Consider the following 14,003-nt stretch of genomic DNA (forward strand, 5'->3'; position numbering starts at 1 on the left):
CCGCGCCGCCCACGGGCCCGGAGAAGTTCGACGTCCTGCTCTGCCGCCACCCGGTGTGGACCCTGCCCGACCCACACGCCGCCCTGCGCGAGTGGGCCCACTAGTAGCCCCCCTTGCGGACACCTGCGGTCCGCAAGGCGCGCGTGCGCGTGGGGTCCGTGCCGCCGCGTTGGCCCGGCGTTCAGCCGCCGCGTTCAGCGGAGCTGGCGGCGGACCAGTTCGTGGAAGAGGCCCGTCGTGTCGGCGAGCAGTTCGGCGGGTGGGCCCTGCTGGACGATCCGGCCGTCCGCCATGGCGATCACCCGGTCGGCGTCCATGATCGTGGACAGCCGGTGGGCGATCACGATGCGGGTGGCGCGCAGGGTGCGGGTGGATTCGATGACCACGCGCTGGGCCTCGTTGTCCAGGGCGCTGGTGGCCTCGTCGAAGAACAGGACGCGCGGCTTGCGGATGAGGGCCTGGGCGATCATCAGCCGCTGGCGCTGGCCGCCCGAGACGGTGCCGCCGCCGTCGGACAGCATGGTGTGCATGCCCATCGGCATGGCCTTGATGTCCTCGGCGAGGCCCGCCATCGCGGCGGCTTCCCACGCCTCCTCGACGGAGAAGGTCTCGGCGCCGCGGATGCAGTCGAGGATCGAGCCGGTGAAGGGCTGGGCGTTCTGCAGGACGACACCGCACTGGCGGCGCACAGCCGCCTGGTCGAGCGCCGCCAGGTCCTGGCCGTCGTACAGCACACTGCCGGAGAGGGGTTTGTCGAAGCCGATGAGCAGCCTCAGCAGTGTCGATTTGCCGCAGCCGCTCGCCCCGACGACCGCCACGAACTCCCCGGGCCGGACGGCGACGTCGACATCGTCGAGGACAAGGGGTCCGTCCTCGGTGTAGCGGTAGGACAGCTGCCGGGCCTCGACGGCGCCGGTCAGTACGCCCGGCCGGGTGCTGGAGCCGCGGACCTCGGGACTCTCCCGCAGGACCGGCTTGATCTGCTCGAACATCGGCAGCACGGCGGCAGTCGAGATGAGGGCGCCGGTCAGCTGGGTCACCGAGGCGAGGAGCATCGTCATGGCGGTGCTGAAGGTGAGGAACTCGCTCGCCGACATGGTGCCACGGGCCGGTCCGGCCAGCAGCACGAACATCACCAGGGTGCACAGCGGCAGATAGACCGCGTTGAGGACGGTGATGACGTTCTGGACGCGGCCGATGCGCTGCTGCAGTTCGCGGGTGCGGGCGAACTGCCGAGCCCAGGCGGCGTAGGCGAAGCTCTCGGCCGCGGCGACGCGCAGTTTGGGCAGTCCGCGCAACGTCTGGTAGGCCTGGTTGTTGAGCTTGTTGCCGAGCTCGATCAGCCGGCGCTGGAAGCGCAGCTGCCACAGGCCCAGGCCCAGGAAGAGCGCGGCGATGACGAGCAGCATGGCGATCGCCACCATGGCCAGCGGCACGCTGAAGACGAGCAGCAGGACGAGGTTCATCGTGCCGACGCTGCTCGCCTGTACGCAGACCGAGCCGATTCCGGACAGCACGCGGCGGATGGAGCTGATGCTCATGGCGGCACTGGCCAGTTCGCCGGTGGAGCGGTCCGCGAAGAACTTCGTCGGCAGTCGCAACAGCCGGTCCCACACCGCCGGCTGCAAGGTGGCCTCGATGCGGCCCTCCATGCGCAGGATGGAGGTGTTCTGCAACAGCATGAAGGCGGCCGAGACGACACTGGCCGCGATGAGGGCGAGGGCGCTCTGCACGATGAGGCCGTTCTCGGCTTGCGGTACGTACTGGCCGAGCACCTTGCCGGTGGCGATGGGCACCAGCGCGCCGAGGACCACCGCGACCAGCCCGCCGAGGATGAGGCCGCGCAGCTCCGGGCGGGTGCCGCGCAGGCTGAAGCGCAGCAGCGCCGGCAGGCTCACCGGTCCGTCGGGCAGCGGGCGGTAGAGCATGACGGCGCGCGGTTCGAAGGCGCTCGCGTCGGTGTTGCCGAGACGCCGGCGCGTGCCGGTGGCGGGGTCGACGGCTTCGTAGCGGCCGCGCCGCCAGAGCAGGGCGACCGGCGTCCCGTCCTCCTCCCGGCGGCCCACGAGCGGCCCGATGTCCTCCCGCCACCAGCGCCCGTCGAGTCTGACGGCACGGGTACGGATCCGCGAGGCGAGCGCGACGCGCTCCACGGGGTCCACGCGCTCCGAGTCGGCGCCCGCCCCGGCCGGCTCCGACAGGGTGATGCGGGCTTCCTCCGCGACCAGGCGGCACACGGCGTAGGTCGCGTCGGCGGCCTGGGAGCGGTGGGAGCCGCGGGGGCCGCGGGAGCGGTCGATGGAGGCCAGCAGCGCCTGGTCCGCCTGGGTACGGGCTGCCCGGCCGGCCTCGATGCCGGCCGCCGTACGGTCCTCGTGGGCCCGCTCCAGCTGCTCGATCCAGTGGTCCAGGGCGTACAGCAGCCGGTACTGCTGGTCGACCATGCCCTGCCACATCGCGGGGTCGACCAGCAGGGTTCCGGCCGCCTCCGCCTCGTACGCGGCGCCGTAGTGCACGCTGCCGGGGATGATCTGCATCCACAGGATGTCGTCGTCGCCGCCACCCTGTCCGGCGGTGGCGCGACCGTCCAGCGGGGCCTGGTAGAGCACGCGCAGACCGCGGCCGATGCCGAGCGCGAAGGCCTCCTCCAGGGGGCTCAGCCGTCCGCCGGCGTGGCCGTACGGGTCGAGGTCGGCGTACCACCCCGCGGCGGGGTGGGGGTCCCACTGCCCGGCGTCCCACTGCCCGGCGTCCCCCGGGGCGCCGTACTGCGGGCGGTGCAGCTCCCGCAGCTCGATGCGGCGCAGCCGGCATCCTTGCAGGGGCCGGCCGACGAGCGTGTGTTCGCGGCCCTCGGCCGGGCCCAGCAGCAGCGTGCCCGGCTCCAGGCGGCCCAGGAAGTGCCAGTGCCCGGCCTGCGCGGCGTCGACGGCGAACAGGTCCAGCTCGCCGTGGACGACCAGCCACAGCACGAGCGGGCCTTCCAGGGGCAGGCTGCGCAGGCCCGTGCAGTCGACCGGCGTGCCCAGCGCGCCCAGGGCCGCGACGACGGGATCGGCGACCTGGGCGGGGGCCGTGCCCGGCGGCGCTGCGGGGGTGCTCGCGACGGGGTGCGGGGAGGTCGCCTCGGGGCCGGGGAGGTGGTGCGGAGGCGTCGCCTCGGGGCTGGGGATGTGGTGCGGATGCGTCCCCTCAGGGCTGGCGAGGTGGTGGGGGTACGTCACCTCAGTGCTCCTTGACCAGGTCGGCGTACGGGCCCCGCGCGGCGACCAGGTACTCGTGCCGCCCGCGTTCCACGACCGTGCCCCGGTCGAGCACCACGATCTCGTCACTGTCGCGGACCGTGCTCAGCCGGTGGGCGATGACGACACAGGCGCAGCCCCGCCGCCGCAGGTTGTCGATGATGACCTGCTCGGTCACCGCGTCCAGGGCGCTGGTCACCTCGTCCAGGACCATGACGCTGGGGCGGCGGACCAGCGCCCGGGCGATCTCCAGGCGCTGGCGCTGGCCACCGGAGAAGTTGCGGCCGTCCTGTTCGACGCGGCTGTGGATCCCGCCGGGCCGGCGGGCGACCACGTCGTACACGGCGGCGTCCTCCAGCGCGGCGACGACGGCCTCGTCCGGAATCGAGGGGTCCCACAGGGTGACGTTGTCGCGGACGGTCCCCTCGAAGAGGAAGACGTCCTGGTCGACGAAGGAGACCGATGCGGCCAGCGCGCCGCGCGGAATGTCCTCCAACCGCATGCCGTCGATGCGGATGGCTCCCTCCCAGGGGGTGTAGAGCCCGGATATCAGCCGGGAGACGGTGGATTTGCCGCTGCCGGAGCCGCCGACGAGGGCGACCTGCTGCCCGGGTCCGACGGAGAGCGAGAAGTCCTTGAGCAAGGGGGGGTCCAGGGGGCTGTAGCCGAAGGTGACGCGGTCCAGCTCCACGTGCCCCTTGAGACGGCGGGTGCCGGGTGCCGGCTCGCGCCGCGAGTAGACCGGATCGACGGGGAAGTTCTCGACGTCCTTGAGGCGGGCCACGTCGGCCGCGAAGTCCTGGATCCGCCCGGCGACGCCGTTGAGGCGCGTGATCGGTGCGGTGAAGCTGGTCACCAGGGCCTGGAAGGCGACGAGCAGGCCGACGGACAGATGCCCTTCCACCGCCCGCAGGCCTCCGATCATCAGGATCAGCGCGCTGTTGAGCGCGGCCAGCGTGGGCGCGACGATCGCCAGCCACGCGCTGGGCACCCCGAGCCGCTGCTGCACGTCGAGGGTGACCGCGTGCTGTCCGGCCCACCGGCGGAAGAATCCGTTCTCCCCGCCGGTGGCCTTCATCGTCTCGATGAGCTGGAGACCGCTGTACGAGGTGTTGGTCAGCCGGGCGCTCTCGGCGCGCAGCTTCTGGGTACCGGTGGCCCTGAGGTGGATCACGATCCGCATGGCCGCCACGTTGAGCAGGGCGATCATGACGCCGACGAGGGTCAGCTGCGGATCGTACGTCCACAGCAGCACCGCGTAGAGCACGACCACCACGGCGTCCACGCCCGCCGCCGCGAGGTCCCGGGCGAGCGTCTCGGCGACCGCGTCGTTGGACTGCAGGCGCTGGACGAGGTCGGCCGGGCTGCGCTGGGAGAAGAAGGTGACCGGGAGCCTGAGCAGGTGCCGCAGGAAGCGGGCGCTGCCCAGGGTGGAGGAGATGATCCGGCCGCGCAGCAGATTGGCCTGCTGGACCGCGGTGAGGGTCGCGGACAGCACCAGGGTGGCCGCCATCGCCGCGAACAGCACGCCGAGCAGGGAGGTCTGGTCCCCGATGAGGAAGATGTCGATGTAGGTGCGGCTCAGGGCGGGCGCCGACGCCCCGACGGCCACCAGCAGGAGGCTGGACAGGACGGCGGCGGCCATGGTGCCCGAAGTGCCGCGCAGGCGGGCCGGCATGGCGCTCATGACGCCCGGCTTGCGGCCGGTGCGGCGAAAACCCCGGTCGGGCTCGAAGGTGAGGACGACACCGGTGAAGCTGGTGTCGAACTCCTCCATGGGGACGAACCGGCGGCCCTTGCCGGGGTCGTTGACGTAGACGCCCTTGCGGCCGAAGCGGCGGCCCATGCCGTCGTAGACCACGTAGTGGTTGAACTCCCAGAAGAGCACGGCCGGGGCGCTGACCTCGGTGAGCGCGGCCAGGTCCATTTGCATGCCCTTGGCCTTCAGGCCGTAGCCGCGGGCGGCCTTCAGGAGGTTGCTGGCACGGGAGCCGTCGCGGGAGACGCCGCAGGCGATGCGCAGCTCCTCCAGGGGGACGAAGCGGCCGTAGTGGCCGAGCACCATCGCCAGGGCGGCGGCGCCGCACTCCACCGCCTCCATCTGCAGCACGGTGGGGGTGCGTACGGTCCGGGGCGCCTTGACCCGGGGGGCGGGCGCGGACCGGCGGCGGGCGCCGCTCCCGGGCTCGGGGCGGTGGCGGCGGCGTCCGGCGGGAGGCAGGCGGGGCGTCGGCGGCGGCCCGGAGCGGTCCCGGGGAGCCTGCCGCGGCGCGGTCACGGCAGCAGCCAGTCGACGGGGCGCCGCGCGGCGAGGTGGACGGCGCCGGTGACCGGTGTGGTGGAGTCCACGGCGTACGGGGGACCGTCCGCGGAGGACCACTTGTACCCGGATTCGGTGGCGGCGGAGCGCTCCAGGCGGACGAGCACGGCGACCGGCTTGCCGTGCCGGGAGAACTGTTCGGCGAGGGCGGTGTCGCCGAGGAACCCGCTGATCTGCGCCGGGGTCTGGGGCACCCGGCCTACCGACTGGACGCGGCCGCGCAGCATGCCGTACCGCTGCCGGGGGACGGACTGGACGCTGAGGTCGACGGCGGCGCCCACGGCGATCGCCCCGGCGCTGGCGCCCGGCACGTACAGCACGGCCACGAGGGGGTCGTCCGGGTTCCGCACCCGTTCGACGGTCGCCACGTCGGCGCCGGTCGTGACGACGGAGCCCACTTTGGCGGTCAGCGTCGTCAGCCGGCCGCCGGTCACCGCGCGTACGGGCCGGTCGCCCTGGTCCGTGCGGACGTTGAGCAGGGGGGCGCCGGGGGACAGCAGCTGCCCCTCCTCGGCGAGGACGCCCGTCACCTGTCCCGCGACCGGACTCTGCAGCACATAACTGCCTTCGGCGTGGGTGAGGATGCCCGGCGCGCTCAGCTTGGAGGAGACGGTGCCGGTGACGGCCCAGAAGCTCGCGGCGGCCATGACGACGACCGTGACGGCCAGCACGAGCCGCCCCTGCGGGCGCGCGAAGCGTACGGGCAGATCGAGCTCGTCGGGCGATTGCAGCTTGGAAAGAGCCTTTTGACGAAACTGCACGGACTATTCCTTCAACTGCGTCGACTTCGCCAACCGCATTGCCACGGGCCAGACGTGCGGAAAACCATGAACCCCGGAACCGAGGCTCCGGGATTCATGGGATATCCACTCAGAGACCGGCGCGACCGGTAACGGCGCCGGTGTTCACCGAAACGCCCGTGATGCCCGAGACGAGACCCGGGGCGTGAGCGACGAGACCGTGCGCGGCCTGGGCGGTGTCGAGGCTGCCCACGACGCCCACGATGCTGCTGACGTCGCTGGTCACGGCGCCGGCCAGACCACCGGACACGGTGACGACACCGCCCGAAACGGCGTCCAGCTCGGCGTCGGCGATCTCGCGGGTCTCGATGTCGTTACGCATGACGCGCACCTTTCATTGGTCGGAAGGTTTCCCTATCCGCGGCGGAGCCGGCGACCCTTCGAATCCGGCCCGCCATTCATTTGCCCGCCGCGGTGCGCACGATGAAAGCACGCGAACGGGCTACCGAGCCAATCCCGTTGACGCTCCCTCACGGGCTGGTGGGCGCCTCCGGCGACCGGCGTGCAGCTTCATTCACCGAATGCCGACAGGTTCTTCGCAAGATCGAGTAACAGATACGGGCCGCCCGGTACGCGCCCGGAAGCTAACGGGACGAACTCCCACGAAACGCATGCGACATATCCGGCATCCCGCGCAACGGCGCAGGACAACCGTCCTGGACGCGGCCAGCATGTGGAGGTTTTTTGAAGACGGCACGGAGCGACGGGGCCGCCACCCGTGCGCCGCGGTCCACGGCGCCTCGTCGACATCCCCGCCCTGCGGCGCGCGGCGCGATCCGGTCCCGCGTGGCCGCCGCCGGAGATAAAGAGCCGGCCTGCGGGACCGGCTATTCGCGCACCAGTACGCATCGGGCGCGCCATCGTTCCTCCGGTCCGATGAACCCTGCCGAAAGTGCCAACTCCGCGATTTCACCGCCGTTATGCTCCCGCCCACCGGTCATAAGATCCCCTCTTTCGATGCTTCGAGGAACTTGATGGCGCAACAAGACTTCCCACCCGGAACCTCCCGCCCGGAGGCGGGAATAAGCTGGCTGCTGCCCGCGATCGCGGCGCTCGCCGCCGCCTGCCTGGCCGGAGCGCTGGCCTCCGCGCCGGAGCCGGTGCGCACCGCCTGCATCGCCCTCGGGGCGCTGTGCACCGCCGCGGCCATCGCCGAAGCGGTGCGGCGCGGCCGCGCGGTGACGGCCCAGCGCGCCCAAGTCGACTCCCTCCATTACGCCTTGTCCCGGCAGGAGGCCGAGACCGTACTCCTCTCCGAGGTGGTACTGACCGACGCCATCGAGCGGCTGCGCAGGGGCGAACTCCCGGAGGAGGTCCTGAACTCTCTGGGCGGGCGCGGCGGACGGGGCAACCGCTGGGGCAACGACGCCGGTGTGACACCGCGGTTCAGGGCCGCCCTGCAGACCGTGCTGGCCCGGGTGGTGGACGCGGTCGAAGCCGAGGAGAACCTGCGGGACTCGGCGCAGCGCGCCTTCGTGAACATCGCCCGCCGCGTGCAGGCGATCGTCCACCAGCAGGCCCACGAGATGCGCGAGATGGAGGACCGCCACGGGCAGGACCCGGACGTCTTCGGCGACCTGCTGCGCCTGGACCACGGCACCGCCCTGGTCGGGCGGCTCGCCGACTCCATCTCCGTCCTGGGCGGGGCCCGCCCCGGCCGCCAGTGGAGCAGGGCGGTCACGCTGTACAGCGTCCTGCGCGGCGCGATGTCGAGGATCATCGACTACCAGCGGGTGGACCTCCACTCGGTCTCCGAGGTCGCCGTCCTCGGCCCCGTGGTGGAACCGCTGATCCACGCGCTGGCCGAGCTGCTGGACAACGCCACCCGCTATTCGCCGCCCCACACCCGGGTCCACCTGACGGCGGTCGAGGTGCAGTCGGGGATCGCCGTGGAGATCGAGGACGGCGGGATCAACATGACCGAGGAGGGCCGCAAGCGGGCCGAACAGATGCTCGCCCAGGCCCAGTCCGGCATCGACCTCAACGACCTCGGCGAAACGCCGCGCCTCGGTCTCGCGGTGGTCGGCCGCCTGGCCCAGGCGTACGGGTTCCAGGTCTCCCTGCGCTCCTCCGCGTACGGCGGTGTCCGGGCGGTGGTCGTCGTCCCGCAGAACCTGATCACCACCGCCTCGGCCGCGACCGGCCTCGCCCACGGCATCGGGACCTCCTCGGGGCCGCGGGCAGTGACCCCCGCGCCCCGCCAGCACCCCGTCGAGCACTTGTCGGTGCCCGAGGCCCGTTCCGCCGTCGCGGGCGAGGCCGTACTGGTCAGCGAACGCACCGCCACCGGCCTGCCGCAGCGACGCCGGAAGGACCGTGCCGTCTTCCCCGCCGCCCCGACGGCCGCCGAGGCGCGGACCGGGCCGGAGGCAGCCCCCGGTATGTGGCTGGAGGCCTTCCACAGCGGCCTTGTCGGCACATCGGGCCAAGACGGGCAGGACGGCCGGGACCGGCACGAGGGCTACGACGGCTACGACGGCCACAGCGCGTCGGGCTCAGCGACCAAAGGGACGTAAGCAGTGATGACACAGCGAAGCAGTATGGACTGGATGCTCAAGGACCTCGCCATCGGAGTGCCGCAGACGCGGCATGTGATCGTACTGTCGGCGGACGGTCTGTGCGTGGCCCAGTACGGAGCCGAGACGGACACGGCCGACCGTCTGGCGGCGGCCTGCGCGGGCCTGCAGAGCCTGGCCGCGGCGGTGGCCGCGGAACTGCCCCACTCCAAGGGCCGGATGCGCCTGGTCGTCATCGAGATGGACGGCGGGTTCTTCTACCTCATGGCCGCGGGCGACGGCTCCTATCTGGCCGTCCTCGCCGACGAGGGCGTCGACGCGGGTCTGATGGGCGCGCAGATGCGCAACCTCGTGACCCGGATGGGAGATCACCTGAGCAGCCCGCCCCGGCACGACGGGCAGCCCGCGTGACCGAGCCGCCCCCGACCTGGGAGGACCGCACACCCGAGCGGCTCTACGTCATCACCGGCGGACGCAGCGGACCGTCCACCACCACCCGCCTCGATCTCGTGACCCTGGTCGTGGCCAAGGCGGTCCCCCGGCCGGAGATGCAGCCGGAGCACGCCGCCATCCTGCGGATGTGCCAGGCACCGCTGTCGGTCGCGGAGATCGCCGCGTACGCCGGTCTTCCCGTGAGCGCCGTCACCGTGCTGGTCGGCGACTTACTGGCCGCGAAACGCGTGACCGTGCGCCCGCCCGTCCCCGCCGCCGACCTTCCCGACCTTGCTCTCATCGAGGCAGTGATCAATGGACTACAAAAGCTCTGAGCTGCCCGCCGGGCCGCGGAGCGTGGACATACTCCCCCAGTCGGCGGCCGCCGCCGTCAAAGTGGTCGTCGTCGGCGGCTTCGGTGTCGGCAAGACGACGATGGTCGGCGCGGTCAGCGAGATCAGACCGCTGACGACCGAGGAGACCATGACCCAGGCGGGCATCGGCGTCGACGACACCAGCGGCGTGGCGGGCAAGACCACCACGACCGTGGCCATGGACTTCGGCCGCATCACCATCAACGACGAACTCGTCCTCTACCTCTTCGGGACGCCCGGCCAGGAGCGCTTCTGGTTCCTGTGGCGCGGTCTCTTCGAGGGCGCGCTGGGCGCGGTCGTGCTCCTCGACACCCGCAGGCTCGAAATCAGCTTCGATGTCATCGGGCGGCTCGAAGAGCGGGGCGTGCCCTTCGTCGTGGCCGTCAACTCCTTCCCCGACGCCCCCCGTCATCCGCTCGAAGAGCTGCGCCAGGCCCTCGACCTGCCCCCCGCGGTCCCGATCCTGGTCTGCGACGCCAGGCGACGGGATTCCTCCCGCGACGTCCTGCTGACCCTCATGCGCTACCTGCACTCCCAGGCAGCAACCCCGGAGGCAATGTGAGCACCAACCCCACCCCGCCGCCCGAGTGCCCGGCCCACGCGGCGGGAACCCCGGGCGGCCTGCGCCGGCTCCACGGACCGGAGGCGGAAGCCGACCCGATGGGCCTGTACGAGAAGCTGCGGGCCGAACACGGCCCGGTGGCCCCCGTACTGGTCAGCGGGGACCTCCCGGCCTGGCTGGTCCTCGGCCACCGGGAGAACCTGAACGTGGCGCGCACCCCCTCGGGCTTCGCCCGCGATCCGCGGGGCTGGCGGGACATGAAGGAGGGCCGCGTACCCGCCGACACCCCGCTGGGCCCCATGGTCACCTGGGTGCCGGTGTGCAATTTCACCGACGGCCCCGTCCACGAGCGGCTGCGCGGAGCCGTGGTGGAATCCCTCCAGCGTTTCGACAGGCGCGGCATCCGCCGCCACGTGACCCGCTTCGCCAACCAGCTCGTCGACCGGATCGCCGGCGACGGTCACGCCGACCTGGTCCCCGCCTTCTCCGACCAGCTCCCCATGCTGGTGATGACCCAGCTGCTCGGAGCGCCCGACGAGCACGGACCCCGGCTGGTCAACGCGGCCCGCGACATGCTCCAGGGCACCGAGACGGCCCTGGAGAGCGACCGCTACGTCACGGCCACGCTGGAGCAGCTGGTCAGGCAGCGCAAGTCCGACCCCGCCCGCGACCTCGCCTCGTGGCTGCTGGAACACCCGGCGGAGCTCAGCGACACCGAGGTGCTCATGCACCTTCGCGTCGTCCTGATCGCGGCGTACGAGACCACCGCGAACCTGATCGCCAACACCCTGCGGACCGTCCTGACCGACCAGCGCTTCCGCGCCAATCTCTCCGGCGGGCACATGACCCTGCCCGACGCCCTGGAGCAGGTGCTGTGGGACGACCCGCCGATCAACACGATCATCGGGCGCTGGGCCACCGGGGACACCGTGCTCGGCGGCCAGCAGATCAAGGCCGGTGACATGCTCCTGCTCGGCCTGGCGGCGGGCAACGCCGACCCGCTGATCCGGCCCGACCCCTCCGTCTCCGTCCGCGGCAACCGCTCGCACCTGGCCTTCAGCAGCGGGCCGCACGAGTGCCCCGGACAGGACATCGGCCGGGCCATCGCGGACACCGGTATCGAGGTGCTGCTCGACCGGCTGCCCGACCTCCAGCTCTCCGTCGCCGAGAGCGAGCTGCGGTGGCGCGGCACCCTCATGTCGCGCCATCTGCTGTCCCTGCCGGTACGGTTCGCCCCGCGCGCCGTGCAGCAGGCGTACCCGCATCCGGAACAGCCCTCGGGTCACCCCGGGCACGCAGAGCACCCCGGGCACGCGCTGATCCCGCCGCAGCCGTCGGCCCGCCCCGCGGCCGGGGCCGGCCCCGCCCCGGCCGCCGCCCGGCGCGGACGCACCTGGTGGCGCCGCCTGCTCGGCCTGCGCTGAGACGGCGCCGCCCCGTGCGGGGGTCCCGGCCGCTCCGGCCGGGGCCCCCGCACGTCTCTCAGGCGCGCAGGTGTCTCCACCACCCGGCCAGTGCGGGCAGCTCCGGCGGCCGCGCCGCCGCGTCGCTGGGCACGTCGGTGTACCGGATGTCGAATCCTGCATCCGGGACCGGCAGTTCGTACCGGTTGCGCGGGCTGGCGTACCGGGGTGCCCGGCTCTGCCAGGCGATGCAGCCCGCGACGTAGTGGCCCATCGCCTCAAGGTGCCGGGCGAGTGGTTCGTCCGCTCCGGCGGCCAGCTGCTCCCGCAGCCTGATGAAGAGGGTCATCACCCGGTCCCGCAGGGCCACGGCGAGCGGGACCGCCTCGGCGGGCGGGCAGTTCTCCTGGTGGGCGATCACATTGACGAGATTCACCTCCCGCGGCTCCACGTGATCGTCCTTGTCGTACGAGAACAGGTCGTTGTCGGCGCTGACGACGAAACCCGCCGCGTCGGTCAAGGCCTGCAGGGCGGGTGCGTACAGCACATCCGCCGGCAAGCGGATCCCGCGCGTGACGTCGGACCAGGTCAGGGAGAAGCGCGTGCCGTTCGCCAGCGGCCCCATGGCGGCGAAGTCGTTCAGCCCCGGCATGCTCCCGCACTCGGCCCGGGCCGCCTGCCAGGCCGCCCCGAGCAGCCAGTCCCGGGTCCCCTCGATGAACCTGCGCAGTTCGAAGGGAGTGAGCACGGCGTGGGTGCGGCTCACGAGGTCGGCCAGGGCGCGGGTCATGGGGCCGTCGGGGAGCACGGCCGCGCCGGGGTTCTCGATGGTGCGCAGCAGCCGTACGCCGTGTTCGGCGATGGCGGCCGTCCGCACCTCGCCGGCTCCCGAGTCCTGCCAGTCGTCGACGGCGTTGGCCCAGTAGTTCCACTCGGTGAACAGCAGCAGCGGCCCGGCCTCCCCTTCGGGGATGATGCGGCAGGAGAACTCGGCGCTGTGGGTGGCCAGGCCCCATGCGCGTTCGACCGGATCGGGGTAGAGGCCGAAGGCGTCCAGCCATTCGACGGCCCGGGCTTCCAGCTCCTTCGCCGCGGGGTGTACGAGGTCGCGGTCCAGGGGGCAGTAGAAGGCGGGCAGCCGGTCGCCCAGCCGTGAGGGGCGCGCGGTCGCGGTCATCGGTCAGCCCCCGATCCGGAAGCGCAGCAGCCGTGTCTCCATCGCGTGGTCGCGCCAGATCCGGAAGAGCTTGCTGTGCACGATCGTGGACTCGCGCAGCCGCTGCGGGGTCCAGGCCGCCGGGGCGCCGCCCGCCCGGAGGCGGTCGAGTTCGGCGGTGTTCCACGCCATGGACTGCACCCAGAACTCCGCCACCCGGTCGGTGACGTCCTCCTCCTGCTCCAGCTCGAAGCCGGCCGCCCCGGCCGCCGCCAGGTACTCCTCCCGCGTGCCCAGCCGCGTGCGGTAGTAGCCGTCGATGAACTCCCGCCACTCGGGCCGGCACACGAAGTGCTCCTGGATCCCGAACCAGCCGCCGGGCTTCAGCGCCCTGGCGACGACCTGGAAGAGCCGGGCCCGGTCGGTGTAGCCGCTGCTCTCATTGGCGTAGGCGGCGTCGTAGGCGTGCGCGGCGTCCAGGTCGTGTACGTCTCTCAGCACGGGGGTGACGCGTTCGCCGACCCCGGCCTGCCGGGCGAAGCGCGCGATGACCGGCACGTGTTCGGCCGCGACGGTGAGCCCGGTGACCGAAGCGCCGTGCTCCTGCGCCCAGTACAGGGAGGCGCCGCCCAGGCCGCAGCCGATGTCCAGGAGCCGGCGGGGCGGTTTCTCGTACGCGCCCCAGGAACGGGCCGCGTGTTCGACTATCGCCTCCTGCGCGTCGATGATGCGCTGCTTCAGTGTGCTCTGGGAGACGGTGGTGTGCGGATGGGACCCTTCCGCGAACATCCCCACGTGAAAGTGCACGCGCGGACCGGGACCGTACTTGTGGACGATGTCCCGCGTCTTGCGGCTGTAGTAGCGCCGTACCTCGTCGTCCTCGCTCCCGCTTCGGCCGCCGTCTAAGGACGATGCGAATGGTGTAACGCGCATGGGGTGTCCGCCCTTTCGTGGCGTAGGGCTGCCAGGACACGGCGCCGCCGCCCTCGCCGCGCCGGCCCCGGCACTGTTGAAGCACGGATCATCGTGGCACCTCGCGCGCTCCACGTCAGCCCACCCGGACGGTACGGATGTCCGCAGAGGATGGAAAAAGGGTTCTGCGGTGTGGCGGGCCGCACGGCGGACTGTCCCTGGTGCTCGCCGTTGTTCTGTACGGCTCGCTGCTCTGGACGGGGCGGCAGGTCGTACGCGATCCTTC

Annotated in this window: 11 protein-coding genes; 5 read left to right on the forward strand and 6 right to left on the reverse strand. The window is 72.1% G+C overall.

From position 1 onward, the window contains the following. Positions 1 to 194: 194 nt before the first annotated feature. The 4 genes from ACWDX7_RS27170 to ACWDX7_RS27185 all read right to left on the reverse strand — a co-directional run bounded on the left by ACWDX7_RS27170 (position 195) and on the right by ACWDX7_RS27185 (position 6,684). Positions 195 to 3,038 (reverse strand): NHLP bacteriocin export ABC transporter permease/ATPase subunit, encoded by a 2,844-nt coding sequence (locus tag ACWDX7_RS27170; RefSeq protein WP_451489505.1) that lies wholly within the window; start codon positions 3,036 to 3,038, stop codon positions 195 to 197. Between the two features lie 187 nt (positions 3,039 to 3,225). Further along, a complete protein-coding gene (locus tag ACWDX7_RS27175; RefSeq protein ID WP_451489390.1) occupies positions 3,226 to 5,520 on the reverse strand; it encodes an NHLP family bacteriocin export ABC transporter peptidase/permease/ATPase subunit in 2,295 nt (764 codons plus the stop codon). Continuing rightward, complete coding sequence (locus ACWDX7_RS27180; RefSeq protein WP_451489389.1) at positions 5,517 to 6,323, reverse strand: HlyD family efflux transporter periplasmic adaptor subunit; 807 nt, start codon at positions 6,321 to 6,323, stop codon at positions 5,517 to 5,519. The genes ACWDX7_RS27175 and ACWDX7_RS27180 overlap by 4 nt, the downstream gene beginning before the upstream one ends. 109 nt (positions 6,324 to 6,432) lie before the next feature. After that, on the reverse strand, positions 6,433 to 6,684 hold the full coding sequence (locus tag ACWDX7_RS27185) for a hypothetical protein (RefSeq protein WP_451489388.1): 252 nt from the start codon (positions 6,682 to 6,684) through the stop codon (positions 6,433 to 6,435). A 652-nt stretch (positions 6,685 to 7,336) separates the two neighbouring features. Here ACWDX7_RS27185 and ACWDX7_RS27190 point away from each other — a divergent pair. The 5 genes from ACWDX7_RS27190 to ACWDX7_RS27210 are packed head-to-tail and all read left to right on the forward strand — an operon-like array spanning position 7,337 to position 11,670. Then, positions 7,337 to 8,878, forward strand: a complete 1,542-nt coding sequence (locus tag ACWDX7_RS27190) for a sensor histidine kinase (RefSeq protein WP_451489387.1) — start codon at positions 7,337 to 7,339, stop codon at positions 8,876 to 8,878. 6 nt (positions 8,879 to 8,884) lie between these two features. Then, positions 8,885 to 9,289, forward strand: a complete 405-nt coding sequence (locus ACWDX7_RS27195) for a roadblock/LC7 domain-containing protein (RefSeq protein WP_451489386.1) — start codon at positions 8,885 to 8,887, stop codon at positions 9,287 to 9,289. Continuing rightward, complete coding sequence (locus tag ACWDX7_RS27200) at positions 9,286 to 9,645, forward strand: DUF742 domain-containing protein (protein WP_451489385.1); 360 nt, start codon at positions 9,286 to 9,288, stop codon at positions 9,643 to 9,645. Before ACWDX7_RS27195 ends, ACWDX7_RS27200 begins: the two co-directional genes overlap by 4 nt. Continuing rightward, positions 9,626 to 10,246 carry a GTP-binding protein gene (locus ACWDX7_RS27205; protein WP_451489384.1) on the forward strand — a complete coding sequence of 207 codons (621 nt, stop codon included), beginning with the start codon at positions 9,626 to 9,628 and terminating at the stop codon, positions 10,244 to 10,246. Before ACWDX7_RS27200 ends, ACWDX7_RS27205 begins: the two co-directional genes overlap by 20 nt. Further along, a complete protein-coding gene (locus ACWDX7_RS27210) occupies positions 10,243 to 11,670 on the forward strand; it encodes a cytochrome P450 (RefSeq protein ID WP_451489383.1) in 1,428 nt (475 codons plus the stop codon). Before ACWDX7_RS27205 ends, ACWDX7_RS27210 begins: the two co-directional genes overlap by 4 nt. A gap of 58 nt (positions 11,671 to 11,728) precedes the next feature. Here the strand turns inward: ACWDX7_RS27210 and ACWDX7_RS27215 are convergent, their stop codons facing one another. Together ACWDX7_RS27215 and ACWDX7_RS27220 are read right to left on the reverse strand one after the other, a co-directional pair. Beyond that, positions 11,729 to 12,826 (reverse strand): terpene synthase family protein, encoded by a 1,098-nt coding sequence (locus ACWDX7_RS27215; protein WP_451489382.1) that lies wholly within the window; start codon positions 12,824 to 12,826, stop codon positions 11,729 to 11,731. A 3-nt stretch (positions 12,827 to 12,829) separates the two neighbouring features. Then, positions 12,830 to 13,738 carry an SAM-dependent methyltransferase gene (locus ACWDX7_RS27220; RefSeq protein ID WP_451489381.1) on the reverse strand — a complete coding sequence of 303 codons (909 nt, stop codon included), beginning with the start codon at positions 13,736 to 13,738 and terminating at the stop codon, positions 12,830 to 12,832. Positions 13,739 to 14,003: the final 265 nt, after the last annotated feature.

Source organism: Streptomyces sp. NPDC003034 (assembly GCF_053591375.1).